This window comes from Vagococcus lutrae (assembly GCF_023299185.1).
GTDB classification, from domain to species: Bacteria; Bacillota; Bacilli; order Lactobacillales; family Vagococcaceae; genus Vagococcus_A; species Vagococcus_A lutrae.
Genome location: NZ_CP097017.1, coordinates 155,892 through 174,743, shown reverse-complemented (window position 1 = coordinate 174,743; position 18,852 = coordinate 155,892). Strand labels below are relative to the sequence as shown.

The following is an 18,852-nucleotide window of genomic DNA, read 5'->3' as shown; positions in this document are numbered from 1 at the left end:
TCGCTATCTAGCGATTTTTTATTTTGTCGTATTATTTATTTTCAAGACGTGAGAAACTCTTTTTCCCAATCGTGCCTCTAAAATTTACATAGGAAACTAATAAGTTAAATAAAATAAACATTCCCGTTACAATAAAGACTGCACGATAACTAAACGCCATAGCAACGGTAGAGCCTACAAGCGGTCCCATCACTTGCCCCATATTTTGTGAGACTTGGTTATAAGCAAACACACGACTGACGCCTTCTCGAGGTGTCACTTTGCTAATAATCGAGTTAATGGATGGCATCAAGGCACCGGTCGAAAAGCCCATTAGAAAACGTAACATGCCGAGTTGAAAAGGGGTCTGCACGAGCGACATGGGTAAGATACATAGCATAAATGCTAAAAGCCCTAACATTAAAACATTATGATTACCATAACGATCTCCAAGTTTTCCTAAAAATGGCGATGCAATAAACGCTGACACACCTGCCACTGACACAATCATACCACTAATTAATAGAATATTTGGTTGATTACCGCCAATCTCTGTAATAAATACCGTTAGAATCGGACTGATACTTGTAATTCCTAATTGTAAGATAAACGTTGTAATAAACAAACCAAATAATAACGACGGTCGCTCCATATTTTTAAAGAGTTCTTTAGTTGGCGTGACATTTTCTTTTTTTACTGGTACAAAATCTTCTTTGATATAAACTATGGTAAGAATTAAAGAGATGAGCAGAATACCTCCAGTAATTAAGAAAACATTACGTATACCAAATGTCTGCGCTAAAAAACCACCCATTAAGGGGCCAATTAAGTTACCTGCTACTGCACCAGTAGAAAGTGTTCCCAACGCCCAACCATTTTTTTCCGGTGGGACTTGAGAAGCAATCATCGCCGTGGCATTCGGAATATAGCCTGATAAAACTCCAGTAAACGTACGCATGATTAATAAGGTGTACACATCTTGAACAAAAGCTAAAGCGCCCATTGTAATCGTCATACCTGCTGCCGCTCGAATCATCATGAGTTTACGCCCACGACGATCAGCTAAATTTCCCCAAATTGGCGCAAAAATAGCTGCTGCCAAAGCCGTAACACTGATTGCCAATCCAGCATAAAAATCAGCACGATCTTTAGGGGCTCCCAATTCCCGTATATATACAGGTATAAAAGGCATAACAAGGCTAAAACTTGCTCCTGTGAAAAAACAACCAATCCATGCAATATATAAATTTCTTTTCCAATCCAATTTCATCAAATCGCTCCAATAATAGATAGTAGCTAATATTATACACCTACTTGCAATGAAAGAACACTAATCAGATATTAAATAACAATAAACACCAATAGATGATGTCATCTATTGGTGTTTATATCAGTTAGGATAAACCATTTTCTTTAATTACACGTTTATACCAATCAAATGATTTTTTCTTAGAGCGATTTAAAGTGCCGTTTCCTTCATCGTCTAAGTCAACATAAATAAAACCGTAACGTTTAGACATTTCTCCTGTTGAAGCACTAACAAGGTCAATACATCCCCATGGCGTATAGGCAAATAAATCCACACCATCTTTTTCAATTGCTAAATACATTTGCTCGATATGTTCCTTTAGATATTCGATACGATAATCGTCTTGAATATTTCCGTCTTCATCCACCACGTCAACAGCACCTAAACCATTTTCAGAGATATAAAGAGGCACATTATAACGTTGATACAAATCATTTAACGCTATTCTCAAACCGACAGGATCGATTTCCCATCCCCATTCGCTTTCTTTTAAATACGGATTTTTTGTTCCACTAAAAAAGTTACCATGCGATTTTTCTAATTCAGGATTTCGACTATGAACAGCTGACATATAGTAACTAAATGATAAATAATCTACAGGATGTTGTTCAATAAGTGATAAATCTTCTTCTGTCATATTGATTGTGATACCCTGCTCCTCAAAGAATTTTAAAGCATAGGTTGGATAGCTTCCTCGAACTTGAACATCATTACAGAAATAATTAAATAGACGGTTTTTAATATCACGTTCCATCACTGTATCCGGATGGCAATCATACGCGTACATTGTGGCATAAATACTCATACATCCCACTTTTAATTCAGGATTTAATTCATGAGCAATTTTAGTCGCCATAGCACTTGCTACAAACTGATGATGTAATGCTTGGAAGTTTTCTTCCATTGTGGCATTACGCATTGCCGTACTAAAAAATGAACCAAATACACCTGTATTAATTTCATTAAATGTCATCCAATATTTCACTTTATTATGATAACGCGTTAAAATCGTACGAGCGTAACGCTCAAAGAAAGTAATAAGTTGGCGATTTTTCCATCCTCCATATTCTTTAACTAAATGTAAAGGTGTTTCATAATGTGACATCGTGATAGTGGGTTCAATACCATATTTTAACAGTTCATCTATCACATCATCGTAAAATTTTAACCCTTCTTCATTAGGCTCTAATTCATCTCCATTTGGAAAAATTCTTGCCCACGATATAGACATACGAAATGTTTTAAATCCCATTTCAGCAAACAAAGCAATATCTTCTTTATAACGATGGTAAAAGTCTATCCCTTGATGGTTAGGATAGCGATATTGGTCGTGATCAATCTCAAGAGGAAAATCCCCTGACATCAACAAGGATAAACGTTCTTTTCCTCCTGGTGAGATGTCGGCAATCGTTAGGCCTTTCCCCCCTTTTCTATAAGCGCCTTCCATCTGATTAGCAGCGGTTGCACCGCCCCATAAGAAATTCTTGGGAAATGTTTTTTTCATTATTATTTTCCTTTCCATTCGTTTTTATACGATTATTAATTGAACAATCGTCATATAAATATTACCCTTTTATTATATATCAATATAATAAATAACAAAAGAAAAAACTAACCTTTAATGTAATAGGTTAGTTTTCAAAATAAATATCATATAATAGCATTTTACTTAGGCGCCCAGGCAAAGCCAATCGCTTTTTCCCCTAGGTGCGTCCCGATAACCGGCCCAAAATACCCTATCTCAACCTCTATACCAGGTATTTTTTCTTCTAATTGTGCTTTTTCTAATAAAGCGACTGATTCATTATTCGCATGAATCAAGTAATATTGGTAGTCGCCTTTTTCCTTTTTAATGTGCTTTGCGACAATATCTTCTGCTCGATGAAAAGCCTTTTTTGATGAACGAATCTTTTCAGATAAAACAATATCACCATCATCAAAAGTTAAAATCGGTTTTATTTTTAATAAACTTCCAATCAGTGCCGCTCCATTACGTAAGCGTCCGCCTCGAACAAGGTTATTTAAATCATCAACAATTAAAAAAGCACGCGTTCCTTCGCGAATGTACTCAAGCTTCTCTAGGATGTCGTCGATAGGTTGATTCGTTTGACTCATTTCTAACGCGACTTCTACCATGTGTCCCATCGGCATGCTGGTTATCTTCGAATCAAAAGGTACCACTTCAATCGTCTCAATTCCCGGTGCCATTGAAATCAGATTATTAATAAAACCTGATATACCTGAAGATAAATGAATACAAATCACTCGGTCGTATCCTTTTTCCCCGAGAGAATTTAAGATTTCTAAATACTCACCTATTGAAGGTTGTGACGTGGTGGGAAATTCCTTGCTATTATTAAGCAACGTATAATAATCGTTGGCATCAATATCAATGCCTTCATTATAAATTTTACCATCTAAAATAACTGGAATCGGCACGACATAGACATCAGGATGTTGCTTTATTTCGTCCGACAGAAATGCGGTACTATCTGTAACTATTGCCGTCTTCATATAATAAACTCCTCTTTTTTACTCATTACGTTCGGATAAATTATATCACATTTGTTTTTTCAAATAAATGTTTATTCCTTATCCTTACAGAAAGTCATCCAATGCTTGTAAATTTTGTTCTTGGTTAAATTCGACTACGCTGCCGATGTCATCATAATCTTGGAATGAAAAACTTCCTTCAACAGGGACTGATAGTTTTTCTAAGGATTTATTTTTACTTAAAATAAAGTCCTTGACAATCGTCGGATAGACATTTGCTTTCAGATTGGTACTAGCATATCCTTGTGCCATACCTATTGTTTCTGGGACGTGGGCAATATTTTTTAAAGAAAGACCTTGATGCATCATAGCGGTTAAGACTTGTTGTTGTCTCCTAACACGTCCAAAATCTCCTTCTTCATCCATACGAAAACGAGCATAAGCTAACGCTTCTTCACCAGTTAATTGTTGATTTCCTTGTCTTAATTCAATCCCGTCAACTTCGATATCTTTTTCTACGTTTATTTTTAGACCGTTGGTTAATAAAGTATCAACAATTTTAGGAAAAGATTCAAAACTCATCACAACATAATATTGACTTGTCACACCAAAATTAAGCTTTAACGTTTCTCTGACTAATTCAGGACCACCATATGCGTACGCTGCATTGAGTTTATTCCATCCGTATCCTGGAATTTCCACAAATAAATCACGCATAAACGATACCATTTTGGGTGTACGTGATTTTTGATCGTAACGAGCTAGTACAATCGTATCTGCTCTACCTAAATCACTCCCGCGCGAATCACTTCCGAGTAACAACACATTTAAGCCACCCTTAGGACTTTTTTCCCCATTAAATGCAACAGGTGGTAAGGTTTCAATCTTATCATCATGTTGTGCTGTTCGTGCTCCTTTTTTATATTCATACATAAAAAAAGCTGTCGATAGTATTAAAATGAGTAAAAGAAATTTAGCAATAGTTTGAGCGATACTCATTTTTTGCCCAGTTACCTTTTTATGAGGTTTGTTTTCATGTCGTGACATACGTGACATGTTCTCACTCCTTTATTGTTGCGTATTTTCTTTATTGTACACTAAAATCGCTAAAATTGACTCAGACGAAGGTCTTATCTTTCAAAAAAAGAATAATTTGTTCGGCAAGTATTTTGGGTGACTCATTACTATAAATAAACCAGTTATCCGTTACCTCGTAATAGTAAGCGAGACGATGACTATAAAGTGATAAGATATCTGCAGGAGTTTGTTGTTTAAGCAAAGGACGTGTGGCTTGTACGTCTTTATTATTTAGACGTCTCATTAGATAGGCCTCCTCTAATTCTAATCCAATAACATTCTGAAGTTTTTTTAACAAATTACGTGAAGCGTTATGCGTCACTATTCCCCCACCTGTCGCAATGACTACTGGTTTATCTTGCCAGTGTTTCAAAGCTTGGTACTCACATTGCCTAAAATACGATTCTCCTTTTTCATCAAATAACGTGCTAATTGATTGTTTCTCTTGTTTTTCTATCCATTCATCTAAATCGATAAACGGTCGTTGTAACATTTTTGCTAACTCTTGACCAATCGTACTTTTTCCCACTGCCATAAAGCCTATCAATATAATACTCATGTCAACACCTCAGTAACATTATCTAGGTCATTAAAAAAATCAGGATAAGAAATATTAATGGCTTCTTTTTCTTCAATTTCTATCGTTTCAGATGTTAACAACTGAGCAACAGCTAGCATCATCCCAATACGATGATCTCCACAACTCGAGACTACCCCACCATGAAGTGGAGTCGGTCCTTTCACTACCATGCCGTCTTCTGTAGAGATGATATTAGCTCCTAAACGTTGCAACATCGTCACCGTTGCATCAATCCGATTCGTTTCTTTGACTTTCAACTCACTAGCATCCGCAATAATCGTTTCCCCATGAGCTTGCGTTGCCATTAAAGCAATAATTGGGATTTCATCTATCAATGTGGGAATCAACTCCCCCTTGATAATCGTACCAGTCAAGCGTGTATGGCGTACTTTAAGTGTGCCCATACCTACTTCTTCATCCACTATCTGATACGTTCCCCCCATTTTTTCAATCACTGTTAATAACCCAGTACGAGTCGGATTTAATCCAATCTGACGTAAGATAAGTTCGCTACCTGGTAAAATTAAACTAGCAACAATAAAAAACGCTGCCGATGAAAAATCTCCTGGAATGTTGAGGGTCGTTCCTTTTAATGACTGAGGCCCTTCGATTCGAATTTGTTTATCAGCGACTTTCAAACATCCACCAAATAGTGGTAACATTTCTTCCGTGTGATTACGCGACGCTATAGGCTCCTCGATAACTGAAAGACCCTCTGCTTGTAATGCCGCTAAAATCAAGGCTGATTTCACCTGTGCACTGGGAATAGGCATGCGATAAAAAAGTGGTCGAAGTGTGTCGACGCCTTTTAATGTAATAGGCGCACATCCTTGTTTTGCTAAGCTTTTCCAGCCAATTCCCATTGAACTTAGTGGTTCTAACACGCGAGCCATCGGACGATTATTTAACGACTCATCTCCTGTTAAGGTATAGTCTTTAGCTTGACCAGCTAACATTCCCCACCCTAATCGCATAGTAGTCCCTGAGTTTCCGACATCAATAGGCGCTTTTACAGTTTGAAACTTCTTATACCCTTTACTTTTCACCCATGTAATTTTTCCTGATTGTGTCACCTCAACTCCTAGTGAACGGCAAAGATGAATACTAGATTGAACATCTTCCGCCGTTAACAATCCTTCAATTTCCGTACATCCTTCTGCCATAGCACCTAATAACAACGCGCGATGTGAGATAGACTTATCACCTGGAACTTTTATTGTTCCTTTTATTCGTTTGGAAAATTTACTATCTGTCATCTCTCACTCACTCCTTTTTTAAATAATGATGATGACGTACGTTGGCTTCTTCCATCGCTTTTTTGACTTGCGTCATTGTATCATTACTATATTGAGATAAAATTGCTTGTGCTAAAACAGTAGCAACCACGCTTTCTGCTACTACACTCGCCGCAGGTACGGCACACGCATCTGACCGTTCAACGGTTGCTTTATAGGCTTCTTTTGTTTCAATATCCACACTATTTAAAGGACGATAAAGTGTTGGGATAGGCTTCATGACCGTTTTGATGGTTAAAGGCATACCATTTGTCATTCCCCCTTCTAAACCACCAAGATGATTACTTCCACGATAGAAACCATTCGCCTCATCCCAATAAATTTCATCCATCACCTGACTGCCAGGTTGATGCGCTAATAAAAAGCCGTCGCCAAACTCTACGCCTTTAAATGCATTGATACTCATTAACGCACCTGCAAGCTGTCCGTCTAGTTTACGATCCCAGTGTACATAACTCCCAATACCTGCTGGCACTCCATAAACTTTTATCTCTATTTTACCGCCTAGCGTATCACCCGCTTGTTTCGCTTCGTCAATAACATGCATCATTTCGGTTGACGCTTGTTCATCTACACAAAAAACCGGTGACATCTGAGCTTTTTTTATGTCACTAACTCCCAAGTCTTTGGGATATGTAGCCATAACCGGCCCTATGGCTACAACATGGCTTAACACTTCAATATTCAACTGCGATAGAAACTGCTTAGCAATAGCACCCACTGCAACACGCATGGCTGTTTCACGAGCAGAAGAACGTTCGAGAACATTTCGTAAATCAGCATGCTGATACTTCATACCACCAGCTAAATCAGCATGTCCTGGACGAGGTTTAGTAACACGACGTTTCTTTTTTTCCATATCGGATACAGGCTCAATCCCCATAACTGATTGCCAATTATCATAGTCTTTATTCAGCAATTGCAACGTTATAGGCGAGCCAAGCGTATAACCATGACGCACTCCTGATAATACATTGACCCGATCAGATTCTATCTTCATTCGATTGCCACGACCATAACCTTGCTGTCGTCGCCATAATTCGTGATTGATTGCTTCTACATCTATCGCCATTCCAGCAGGCATTCCTTCAATGATAGTCGTCAAGGCTTGCCCGTGTGATTCTCCAGCGGTTAAAAAACGCATATTAGTTCTCTCCTATCGATTTGATAAACTTACTATAAAAATCAGTCAGCGTGTCTGTCAAAATTTGCCCGTTGCCTATCGTTTCTAGAGCGACCCATTTAATTTCCTGACCATGACGCTTCTTATCTAGCTTAAGCGCTTGCCACAAAGTGACAGAATCTATCTCATCCGGTAAAGTAACTGGTAAATGGAACTGTTGCAAGACTTGACGCATGCGTGTTTCTAATACTCTGGTTTGTTCTGAGGAAGTTTGTAACGATAAAATCAGCATCATACCTATCGCAACGGCTTCACCATGAAAGTACTTTTCATAATGTGTCACTTGTTCTAAAGCATGACCAAATGTATGACCAAAGTTCAACAAATGCCTAATGCCAGTGTCTTTTTCATCCTGCTCGACAATTTGTGCCTTCAATTGACAGCTACGATAAATCCAATGGGTAAAGTCAGTGCCTGTCGCGGTATCAAGACATGACTTTTCTAACTCTCTCCACAAAGAGACATCCATAAGTGCTGCTATTTTTATAACTTCTGCCATACCGCTTGCAAGTTGACGTTGTGGAAGGGTTTCAAGAAACATGGTATCTATCCATACCCCATTTGGTTGATAAAAAGAGCCCACAATATTTTTAGCAGAAGGTAAATTAATGGCTGTCTTACCTCCGACACTACTATCAACTTGAGCGAGTAATGTAGTTGGCACTTGTAGCCAGTCAATGCCTCTCATATAAATAGACGCAACAAAACCAGTCAAATCACCTACCACACCTCCGCCGAGTGCGATAAGCCCGTCATGTTTTGAAAAAGATTCGGACGCTAGAAATGTCAAAAGATTTAGAGCATTCTCAGGACTTTTATTTTCTTCTCCTGAAGGAAAAACAAATGATCTACACGTGTACCCTTTAGCAGTTAATGTCGTCATTATAGGTTCCAGATAATATCGACTGACTTCACTGTCACTGACAATGCCAATTTTTTTAGATAACGGCCAGTTTTCATGAACCCAATCTGCAAATGAATCTAGCGCATGCTGTTTAAAAACAATCGTATAAGAATGATGAGGCAATGTAATGTCTATTTTCATTAGAATTCTCCTTTACATTTCTAACGTTTGATTCAGTGCATGAAGCTGTTTAATTTGATGTGACATATTGAGATAGGCTTTCTCATCTAGTGATTGACGACCGTCTGACAGTGCCTTTTCTGGTTCTGGATGAACCTCGACGATTACCCCATGAGCTCCTGCTACCACGCTTGCTTTAGCGACACTTGTTACATACTCTGATTTACCGATACCATGACTCGGGTCGGCAATAATTGGAAAATGCGTTAATTGTTTCATCATCGCTACCGCATTAATATCAAAAGTATTACGTGTCCAAGGTTCGAAGGTTCGAATACCCCGTTCCACAAATAACAATTGATGATTACCTCGACTCACTATATATTCTCCGGCATTTAGCCACTCTTCAATCGTACTTGCCATTCCCCTTTTTAACGCAACTGGCTTACTACTACGTCCAACAGCTTCTAACAACCGATAGTTTTGCATGTTTCTAGCACCAATTTGTAAAATATCCGTATAATGCTCGACTAGCTGAAGATTTTTTTCATCCATAACTTCAGTAATCATGGCCAAATCATAATAATCAGCAGCTTCTCGCATCCAAATTAAACCTTGCTCGCCCAATCCTTGAAATGTATATGGAGAGGTACGAGGTTTAAAAGCACCGCCACGCAATACGTGAGCCCCACCTTTTTTTGCAATTTCCGCTGCTTCAAAGATTTGCTCACGACTTTCTACCGCGCAAGGACCCGCCATAATCGTTAAATTCGTACCACCTATCATATGATGTTTCGTTTGGATAATTGTATCATTAGGATGTCCTTCGCGACTCGTCAGCAAACCTGGCCCTTTGATTTTCTCCACACAATCAAACGGAACTTCTTGCTTGAAAGCATCTAGTTGATGCTCTAATAAATGAACGACGAGCTGTATAGGCTGACGAGCTTTATCAAAAATAAACGGTATCTCATGCCGACGAAAATATCTTTCATAGCGTAATAAGTCATCTTCAGTTACATCGTTAGGTAATTTAATTATCATTTTCTTCTTCTCCTGACAAGGTTACTAACAACCTCTTATATATTTCATTGACAGGCATTGCTTTTCCCGTCCATAATTCAAAAGAAACTGCCGCTTGATGAACGAGCATCCCTAAACCATTGAATGTTTGACACCCCATATTGCGCGCTTGTCTCATTAGTGGCGTCACAAGCGGATAATAAATAATATCAATGACCGTATGCTCCGCTCGTAACTTCGCTTGAGTGGCAAGTGGAGAGGAAGTCGCCTGTGCTCCCATTCCAACATTGGTGGTATTTACTAATATCACATTTTTTTCTAATAGATAATTTAAAGCATTTATATCCTCAAAGTCATAGACAGAAATAGCAACTCCCAGGTGCTGACTAAGTTGTTTCATTTGAGCAACCGTAGTGGCAAATGTTTCATTATTCCGTTTAAACACATGAATCGCAGAGACTTTTTGTAACGCAAGTTGTGTCACAATCGCTTGCGCTGCCCCACCGGCTCCCAATATCACTACTTCTTTCCTGTGATAATCAATCGATTCTGCTTCTAAAAAAGAAACAAACCCTATGCCATCCGTATTATGACCGATCAACTTTCCATCACTTAAGACTACAGTATTAACCGCTTGAGTTAACTCAGCTTCTTCTGACAAACTATCTAAATAAGGAATCACCGCTCTTTTATAAGGCATTGAAATGTTGACACCGTACATCTCCCAAATTTTAATCATACATAGTGCTTCTCTTAAATTATCAGCTTCTGTTTCAAGCGATACATAGACACCGTTCACATTCAGTAATTGAAACGATGTATTATGAATAAACGGTGATAAACTGTGTTTAATCGGCTTTGCAATAATCCCTGCCAATCGTGTTTCCCCATTAATCACTATCTCTCGACTCCTTTTCATATAAAAAACGCCTACTTGGTAAGACCAAAGTAAGCGTGTCATGATAATCACAAACTTTTGAGCGCTAATTATTATTACAAACCCGCGCGATAACGTAACTCAGATGTGGCATACTCACCCATTCACGTTAAAAATCAAAAGATTTCCAACATGTTCTAACCCCTAATATGTGATAATTTTCTCTTTAAATAATTACTTTAAGTATAGGTTTTAGCCTCGTTAAAGTCAAGTTGTCTTCGCTCGTCTTTTTACACACGACGATTCTTTTTTAAAGTAGCGTCTAATGCAGAAGTTTGCTACACTAATATTTGATACTAAACGAGGAGGTTTTTTATGGACAACACTGTCACTCTTTGGCTTATTTTCTTAACAATTGTTCTACCGGGCATTGGTTTTGCTTATTATTTATTAAAAAAGCCAACCAGTCTTTGGACCGGGTTTTATTTCACTATCATTTTAACATCTGGTGGCATTGCGCTAATTTTATTTCTAGAACAAGTTAATACGACTCTTGCCTTTATTCTTGCTGTACCACTGGGTATTCTACTACTACTTGTGTTACTTTTTGGTATTTATGCCATGATTATTGCCTTGTTTTGGAATGAACGTGTTTTATTAAAATATGAGCGCCCTTCACTTGCGAACTTTTTACCGCTCATTGTAGCAACAGGACTCCTGTTTTTACAAATTTTATTTTTCTTAGCGCCTCGCTATTTGAAAAACCACTGGTTGCTCGCGCTGTTTAGCTATGTTAATACGCTTGCTCTATACTTTATGGGAATTTTCATCATGTTTACTCTTACAGCTTTTCTATACAATAAAGTCCCAATTCGTGGAAAAATCGATTATATCATTATTTTAGGGGCAGGGTTAAATAAAGATAAAGTGACACCACTCCTTGCATCTCGTATAGAAGCAGGCATCAAACTTTATCATCGTTTAGAAGAGAAAAAACAACAACCTACAATTATTGTTTCCGGTGGACAAGGTCCTGATGAGTTAATTTCAGAAGGAGAAGCGATGGCAGCTTATATTCACACGCATCACCCAGATGTCACACGGGTTTTAATTGAAAATGAGTCCACAAATACTCAACAAAATATTGCACTATCTGAAAAAGTAGCACAAAAAGCTGACGGTATTGATAGCTTTAAATCAAATAAAATCGTCATTGCAACAAATAATTATCACCTGTTACGTGCAGGAAAACTGGCTGCATACCAAGGAATCAATGCACAAGGGATCGGCGCGAAAACGAGATGGTTTTATCTTCCAACTGCGTTCATTCGCGAGTATATCGGCTATCTCGTCATGACTAAAGGTACGCATATTAAAGTAAGTGCTACCCTATTTATCTTATTTTTCTTATTTAATTTCCTTACATGGATGTTTTAACAGCTAAAAGATAGAAAATTTATTTTTCTATCTTTTTTGCTCTTTACAAATAAAATTTTAGGAGTAAAATAGAAATATGCCGACTTAGCTCAGTAGGTAGAGCAACGCACTCGTAACGCGTAGGTCACAGGTTCGATTCCTGCAGTCGGCATTCAAAAAACACGGTAGAATTTAGATTCTACCGTGTTTTTTTTAGCTTTGCTTTTTTGCAGATTCGACAGCATGTGCTACTAATATAGCGTTAGTAACTGTTCCTACGCCGCCAGGAACTGGTGTAATTGCTTTGCATTTTGGCTGGACGTCCTTAAAGTTGACATCGCCAACTAAACGACCATTCTCATCCACATTGATCCCTACATCAATAACAATCGCACCTTCTTTTATGTGATCAGATGTTATCAAGCCAGCTTGACCAGCGGCTGCAATCACAATGTCCGCCCGTTTCGTTTCTGAAACTAAATCTTTTGTACGCGTATGGCAAACCGTTACTGTTGCTCCTCTTCTTGTTAGGTAATGGGCAAGAGGTCGTCCTACGACTTCACCAAAACCGACAATCGTGACTCGCTTACCAGCACACTCTTCTTTTATCTCATCAAGAATTAGCAAACAAGCTTCTGCAGTACATGGTCCAAAAGTTTCGTGTTGTCCAAGATAGACATTGCCTATATTTTCCAATCCGATACAATCAATATCTTTTAATGGGTGAATATGATGTTTTATATGTTCATCGGATAAAGAAGCTGGAAGTGGTTTTAACACCAAAATTCCCGTCACATCTTCACTATCATTTATAACATCAAAAGCTTTATCCCACTTTTCTTGTGTGACATTGGGAGCAAATGCATGACAAGTCACGGTAATGTGGGAACGCTCAAATAGCCGTACAGCTGAACGTTCATATGCTAATTGACTTGAATCCTCTCCGACACGCATGATTGCCACGTGAGGTTTTTTCGTAAGAACTGGCACCTCTCTCTCTATTTTTTCATAAATAGGAGTTGCTATCTCTTTTCCCTGAATAATATTATCTTTCAAACCCATTCTCCTTACATAAGATTATTTCATCTTCTGTTACCACTGTATCGATGATGATATCATGTTTCTCACGAGGGACTTGTTCCACTAATAGACTCTTTCGAACTGGCATGACTGTTTTGAACATCTCTTTTTTAAGAAAACGATCGTAATACCCACCCCCAAATCCAATACGATAACCGTATCGGTCAGCGACTACGTTAGGAACTATGACTAAATCTATTTCTTTTAAAGGAAGAGCGTCATGCGTTTCATCAGGCTCTAAAATCCCCATCTTTTTCACGGATAACTGTTTTAATGATGTAATTTCAACAGCATCCATTACTCCATTTCCCACAACTCTCGGCACAGCAATTCTCTTTCCAGCCATCAGCCACCTATCAATCCAAATACGCGTATTTATTTCAAAGTTCTGACCGACGTAAATAAAAATAACCGATGCGGATTGAAAACTCGTTAATTTTTCGACTTGTTTTAACAATGCCTCATCACTTTTTTGACGTAGCGATGGCGTCAAGTGATTCATTTTTACTAATCCTACTTCGCGATAACGCGATTTTTCAGCTTGTTTCACCCTCGTTCACCCTCTTAATTTGAAAGCTTGTCAACGACTTGTTTAAACACTCTGTTTCCTTGTTCATCGACTTTTTTAAGGAGCGTCGACATATCTGCTGCAAGCTTATCTTTTTCCTGAGAAGACGTCATCATTTTAATATTAATACGGACATTTAACGAGGCACTTTCCACAGCTGCTTTTAAGAAGCTAACCCCTACTCCAACATCACTTAAAACTAATGGACTTCCTTTTTCTACCAACTCTTCATGTATATCCAAAACGTCACTGCTTATTTTCATGATTTCTAAAGGTACTTCGCAAGCTGTTAAAAGCGCTTTTTGCATCACTCGGTTCTTTTCACTTTTTTCTGCTTCTGTCGTTTCAGGCAAACCATATGCCTTAGACAAGGGTAAAAATTGAATCGCATCCTCTGTGACTAGTTCTTCTAGACGCGTCTGCTTTGCTTGTAAGTCAGATAGAATGCGCTTGTAATCCGACTGAAATCTAGCATACTTCTTTTTATTTTGAGTTAAATGGACCACCATTTGACCTAACGCCGTCCCTAATGCCGCTACTAAGCTAGAAGCACCTCCGCCACCTGGAGCGGGTTTATCTGAAGCCAAATCTGCTAAAAAATCACGGCTTGATTGATTTAACATATCATTCATTGAAACATCTCCTTTCAAAAATAGGATAATGACCATGGTCATTATCCTATTCTACCGTTTTTTATTCGTTTTTAAAAGCGTATCTCAAAATTGGATGTCTAGCTGCTTTTACTTCATCCACACGTTTAATCGTAGTATGATGTGGCGCACTTAAAAGTTCATCCGGTTCTTTTAACGCTCGCTCGTGTAAAGCACGGTATAAAGTAATAATCTCGTCTAATGTCTCTTTCGTTTCTGTTTCTGTTGGCTCTAACATTAAAGCTTCAGGTACCGTCATTGGAAAATACATCGTGGGTGGATGAACATCATAGTCCAGTAAGCTTTTTGAAAAGTCTAAAGCACTGACGCCTGTCTCTTTTTTCAAATCTTTTAATGAGATAACAAACTCGTGCATACACAACCCGTCATACGGGATTTCAAAAGTATCTTTTAATGATGCTCGCAAATAATTCGCATTTAAAACGGCCGTCATGGCGGCTTCTTTCATGCCGTCACTACCTAATGTTTTAACGTATGTAAGTGCTCGAACCATCACTAAAAAGTGTCCGTAAAATGCTTTGACGCGACCGATACTTTTCTGCGATTGATGCCAAACCTTCATCTCATCAGCGACAACAGGATAATCTGTCGGTAAAAAGTCAAATAACACTTCTTTACAGCCAATAGGACCCGAACCAGGGCCGCCGCCTCCATGAGGTGTTGAAAAGGTTTTGTGAATATTTAAATGAACGACGTCAAACCCCATATCACCCGGCCGTAGAACTCCCATGATTGGATTTAAGTTAGCGCCGTCATAGTAATTCAAGCCGCCTGCTTTATGAATCAGTGACGTGATTTCTAAAATATTTGGCTCGAAAATGCCCAATGTATTAGGATTAGTTAGCATTAGACCTGCCGTATCGTCTCCAATAACTGCTTTTAATGCCTCTAAATCAACACAGCCTTTTTCATTACTTGGAACGTTGACAGTTTCAAACCCCACCATCGAAGCACTAGCAGGATTAGTTCCATGTGCTGAATCAGGAATGATGATCTTCGTGCGCTTTGTATCTCCTCGTGACACATGATAGGCTTTAATCATTAATAGGGCCGTTAACTCACCATGGGCTCCTGCAGCTGGTTGAAATGTCATATGATCCATCCCAGTTACTTCACAGAGTGTTTTTTCGAGTTCTGTAAAAACAGATAAAGCTCCCTGTACGGTCTCAAGTGGTTGTAACGGATGAATATCTGTAAATCCTTTTAATCCTGCCATTTCATCGTTTAGTTTCGGATTATATTTCATTGTACAAGACCCTAGAGGATAAAAACCATCATTAACCCCATGCGTTTCTTTCGCTAAAGCCGTATAGTGACGACTAATTTCAGGTTGAGAAACCTCTGGTAAACGCGGAGATATGACACGTTGATGTTCTTCTGGAACAGTCGCTGTTGGAACATCAAGCTTAGGCAAAATGTCATTAAAACGGCCTTCGAAACTCCTTTCAAAGATTAACTTCATGCGACAACCTCCTTAATCGCTGTGACGAGTGCATCAATAGCTTCTTTAGTATTGACTTCTGTCGCACACCATAAAATATTTTCACCAACAGGTAAACCAGCTAAAATATCATGCGCTTCTAACTGATGAACTAAAGTTTGAGCTTCTATCGGAGTTGTCATCAAGAATTCATTAAAATAGTCACCTGAATATACCAGATCAAATCCAGGAATAGTCGCCAACTGTTCAGCGAGATAGTGAGCTTTCGCGTGACTTTGACGAGCAACTTCCGTTAGACCTTGCACGCCCATGACAGACATATAAATAGAAGCGGTTAACGCACAATGCGCTTGGTTAGAACAAATGTTAGACTGTGCTTTTTCACGACGTATATGTTGCTCACGTGCTTGCAAAGTCAAGACAAACGCACGTTTTCCCGCTTCGTCTTCCGTCTGTCCAACAATTCGACCTGGTAACTGACGAATACGGCGAGTTGTCGTCGCCATAAATCCTAAATAAGGACCACCGAAAGACAAAGGTATTCCTAAACTTTGGCCTTCTCCGACAGCAATATCGGCACCATACTCACGTGCAGATTTTAATATCATACTTGCAATGGGTTTAACCCCAAGTATGTAATGGGCACCGACTTCATGTACGATTTCACCAATACGCTCTGCCGGCTCTAACATACCGTAAAAGTTAGGATGTTCAACATAAACACCCGCCACTTCTTTACTCATCATTTCTTCTAGTTTTGTCAAATCGGTCACACCGTTTTGAGTTGGAACTGTGCGTAACGTGACACCCATCCCTGTGGCATACGTTAGCATCGTTTCTTTAACCATTGGATGAATTGAGTCACTTATCAACACGACTTTCTTGCGACGATCAACAACCATATTCATTGCTTCTGCTGCTGCTGTGGCTCCGTCATAAACAGAGGCGTTCGCTACATCCATCCCCGTCAATTCACAAATCATCGTTTGAAATTCAAAAATCGATTGCAATACACCTTGACTGATTTCGGCCTGATAGGGTGTATAAGCTGTTAAAAACTCTTCTTTACTCGCAATTTGTCGAACTAAGGCCGGAATATAATGCCGGTACGCACCCGCCCCACGATACACATCATGAAAGACGTGGTTTTGCTCAGCTAATTTTGATATCGCTTGGCTAACTTCCAATTCTGATTGACCGTCTGGAAGGTTTAATGAAGTTTGTTTCATCTCAACTGGAACATCTTGATATAGGTCTTCTAGCTTTTCAACACCGATTGTTTTTAACATTTCTTGTCGTTCTGCCTCTGTATGGCTGACATATTTTCCTTTCGACATTCTTATGCCTCCTCTGCAATTAAATTTTCATAAGCCTCTTTCTGCAAAAGATTTTCTTGAATGTCGCTGACTTCTTCAATTTTAAATAACCACTGATCATAAGGTGCTTCGTTGACAAGTTCTGGCTGGTCTAATAACGCTTCATTGACTTCTACCACTTTTCCTGATACAGGTGAATAAATATCTGAAACTGATTTAACTGATTCAATATCCGCTAAACTATCTCCGGTGTTTACGACATCACCTATTTCTGGTAAGCCAACAAAAACAATATCTCCTAACTGATCCTGTGCAAAGTCAGTTATCCCCACTGTCGCCACTTTTTTATCTTCTGAGAAGGCAACCCATTCATGTTCCTCTGTGTAAAATAGTTTTTCTGGTACATTCATTATAAATTTCTCCTCTCTATTTATCTATTAAACAAAAGGAAGCGCTACCACTTCGACTTCTATTTCTCTCCCTCGAACACTTGCCATAAACCGTGTCCCAACATCTGCAACATCACATAAAACAGTCGCCATTGCAATACTATAACCTAAGGTAGGGGAATGAGTACCTGATGTGACCACTCCAACTTCCTTTTTATCCTGTGTTAAAACAGCGCCCTCGCGTACAATGCCTCTTCCAATTACTTTTAATCCAACTCGCGTTTGATTTATTGGTAGACTTTCAACTAATGCTTCTTTTCCAATGAATGATTCTTTTTTCATCTTTATAGCAAAATCAACATTTGCTTCTGTTGCCGGACGTTCTGGTGTTAACTCGTGTCCGTATAAAGGCAACCCTGCTTCTAATCTTAGAGTGTCTCGCGCTCCAAGTCCACATGGTAATAGACCTTTCTCTTTACCTACCGCTAATAAGTCTGTCCACAAACGAACGACCACATCGCTTGAACAATATAGTTCATAGCCGTCTTCACCTGTATATCCCGTCGTCGATACGGTAAATATGCCATATTCAGACGTCTCAACCATCGTAAACTTGAATTTTTTACTTGGTAAATCTTCTGATGATAGTAATTGACTTAATATGTCGTGTGACTTTGGTCCTTGCAAAGCTAAAATCGCTGTTTCGTCCGATAAATTCTCTAAAACAGAGTCAGCCGCTAAATATTCACGAATCCATTGTTCATCCGACTCTCGATTACTAGCGTTGATAATCAATCGATAATGATCTTCATAGCAATAAACGATAAAGTCATCGAGGACACCGCCATTCTCTTGACACATCAACGTGTAGCGAACATCCCCAGACTTCATACTAGCAAAATCATTGGTTCCTATTTTCTGAAGTGTCTCAAGTGCGCCTTTCCCTGATAATTTAAGCGTTCCCATGTGTGAAACATCGAATAACCCGGCATAGTTACGAACTGCCTGATGCTCTTTAATTACACCAGATTCTTTATATTGAATCGGCATGGAGAACCCTGCAAACGGCACCATCTTGGCATTTAATGCTACATGAGTCTGATACAAAGGTGTTTTTTGTTCCACGTCATA

General features: G+C 38.8%; 18 protein-coding genes and 1 tRNA gene. 2 read left to right on the top strand and 17 right to left on the bottom strand.

The genetic code is table 11. The features are described 5' to 3' along the window. Positions 1–31 precede the first annotated feature (31 nt). The 10 genes from M2919_RS00885 to M2919_RS00840 all read right to left on the bottom strand — a co-directional run bounded on the left by M2919_RS00885 (position 32) and on the right by M2919_RS00840 (position 10,861). Positions 32–1,249 (bottom strand): multidrug efflux MFS transporter, encoded by a 1,218-nt coding sequence (locus M2919_RS00885; protein WP_222318084.1) that lies wholly within the window; start codon positions 1,247–1,249, stop codon positions 32–34. A gap of 124 nt (positions 1,250–1,373) precedes the next feature. Further along, positions 1,374–2,792, bottom strand: a complete 1,419-nt coding sequence (locus M2919_RS00880) for a glycoside hydrolase family 1 protein (RefSeq protein ID WP_248848939.1) — start codon at positions 2,790–2,792, stop codon at positions 1,374–1,376. A 161-nt stretch (positions 2,793–2,953) separates the two neighbouring features. Continuing rightward, positions 2,954–3,802: a DegV family protein gene (locus M2919_RS00875; protein ID WP_248848938.1), complete on the bottom strand. Its 849-nt coding sequence runs from the start codon at positions 3,800–3,802 to the stop codon at positions 2,954–2,956. A gap of 84 nt (positions 3,803–3,886) precedes the next feature. Beyond that, on the bottom strand, positions 3,887–4,837 hold the full coding sequence (locus tag M2919_RS00870) for an LCP family protein (RefSeq protein WP_248848937.1): 951 nt from the start codon (positions 4,835–4,837) through the stop codon (positions 3,887–3,889). 61 nt (positions 4,838–4,898) lie between these two features. Continuing rightward, positions 4,899–5,417 (bottom strand): shikimate kinase, encoded by a 519-nt coding sequence (locus M2919_RS00865; RefSeq protein WP_248848936.1) that lies wholly within the window; start codon positions 5,415–5,417, stop codon positions 4,899–4,901. Beyond that, positions 5,414–6,694: a 3-phosphoshikimate 1-carboxyvinyltransferase gene (gene aroA, locus M2919_RS00860; RefSeq protein WP_248848935.1), complete on the bottom strand. Its 1,281-nt coding sequence runs from the start codon at positions 6,692–6,694 to the stop codon at positions 5,414–5,416. The genes M2919_RS00865 and aroA overlap by 4 nt, the downstream gene beginning before the upstream one ends. A gap of 7 nt (positions 6,695–6,701) precedes the next feature. Further along, positions 6,702–7,877 (bottom strand): chorismate synthase, encoded by a 1,176-nt coding sequence (gene aroC, locus M2919_RS00855; protein WP_248848934.1) that lies wholly within the window; start codon positions 7,875–7,877, stop codon positions 6,702–6,704. Position 7,878: 1 nt separating this feature from the next. Beyond that, positions 7,879–8,961: a 3-dehydroquinate synthase gene (aroB, locus tag M2919_RS00850; protein WP_248848933.1), complete on the bottom strand. Its 1,083-nt coding sequence runs from the start codon at positions 8,959–8,961 to the stop codon at positions 7,879–7,881. A gap of 12 nt (positions 8,962–8,973) precedes the next feature. Next, positions 8,974–9,984, bottom strand: a complete 1,011-nt coding sequence (gene aroF, locus M2919_RS00845; protein ID WP_248848932.1) for a 3-deoxy-7-phosphoheptulonate synthase — start codon at positions 9,982–9,984, stop codon at positions 8,974–8,976. Then, positions 9,974–10,861 carry a shikimate dehydrogenase gene (locus M2919_RS00840; RefSeq protein ID WP_248848931.1) on the bottom strand — a complete coding sequence of 296 codons (888 nt, stop codon included), beginning with the start codon at positions 10,859–10,861 and terminating at the stop codon, positions 9,974–9,976. The genes aroF and M2919_RS00840 overlap by 11 nt, the downstream gene beginning before the upstream one ends. Positions 10,862–11,215: 354 nt before the next feature. Between M2919_RS00840 and M2919_RS00835 the strand changes: the two genes are divergently transcribed. Both M2919_RS00835 and M2919_RS00830 read left to right on the top strand, forming a co-directional pair. Next, on the top strand, positions 11,216–12,277 hold the full coding sequence (locus tag M2919_RS00835) for a YdcF family protein (RefSeq protein ID WP_248848930.1): 1,062 nt from the start codon (positions 11,216–11,218) through the stop codon (positions 12,275–12,277). A 78-nt stretch (positions 12,278–12,355) separates the two neighbouring features. After that, positions 12,356–12,428: transfer RNA gene (locus M2919_RS00830), tRNA-Thr, on the top strand. Positions 12,429–12,469: 41 nt separating this feature from the next. Here the strand turns inward: M2919_RS00830 and M2919_RS00825 are convergent. The 7 genes from M2919_RS00825 to gcvT all read right to left on the bottom strand — a co-directional run bounded on the left by M2919_RS00825 (position 12,470) and on the right by gcvT (position 18,846). Next, positions 12,470–13,312, bottom strand: coding sequence for a bifunctional 5,10-methylenetetrahydrofolate dehydrogenase/5,10-methenyltetrahydrofolate cyclohydrolase (locus M2919_RS00825; protein ID WP_248848929.1), 843 nt, complete (start codon positions 13,310–13,312; stop codon positions 12,470–12,472). Continuing rightward, the gene (locus M2919_RS00820; protein ID WP_248848927.1) at positions 13,302–13,886 is read right to left on the bottom strand and encodes a 5-formyltetrahydrofolate cyclo-ligase; all 585 of its coding nucleotides are present in this window, start codon (positions 13,884–13,886) and stop codon (positions 13,302–13,304) included. The genes M2919_RS00825 and M2919_RS00820 overlap by 11 nt, the downstream gene beginning before the upstream one ends. A gap of 14 nt (positions 13,887–13,900) precedes the next feature. Then, positions 13,901–14,536: a cyclodeaminase/cyclohydrolase family protein gene (locus M2919_RS00815; protein ID WP_248848925.1), complete on the bottom strand. Its 636-nt coding sequence runs from the start codon at positions 14,534–14,536 to the stop codon at positions 13,901–13,903. A 61-nt stretch (positions 14,537–14,597) separates the two neighbouring features. After that, complete coding sequence (gcvPB, locus tag M2919_RS00810; protein ID WP_248848923.1) at positions 14,598–16,037, bottom strand: aminomethyl-transferring glycine dehydrogenase subunit GcvPB; 1,440 nt, start codon at positions 16,035–16,037, stop codon at positions 14,598–14,600. Then, complete coding sequence (gene gcvPA, locus M2919_RS00805) at positions 16,034–17,353, bottom strand: aminomethyl-transferring glycine dehydrogenase subunit GcvPA (protein WP_248848922.1); 1,320 nt, start codon at positions 17,351–17,353, stop codon at positions 16,034–16,036. The genes gcvPB and gcvPA overlap by 4 nt, the downstream gene beginning before the upstream one ends. Before the next feature lie 2 nt (positions 17,354–17,355). Continuing rightward, positions 17,356–17,742, bottom strand: coding sequence for a glycine cleavage system protein GcvH (gene gcvH, locus M2919_RS00800; RefSeq protein ID WP_311864584.1), 387 nt, complete (start codon positions 17,740–17,742; stop codon positions 17,356–17,358). 27 nt (positions 17,743–17,769) lie between these two features. Then, positions 17,770–18,846, bottom strand: a complete 1,077-nt coding sequence (gene gcvT, locus M2919_RS00795) for a glycine cleavage system aminomethyltransferase GcvT (protein WP_248848921.1) — start codon at positions 18,844–18,846, stop codon at positions 17,770–17,772. Positions 18,847–18,852: the final 6 nt, after the last annotated feature.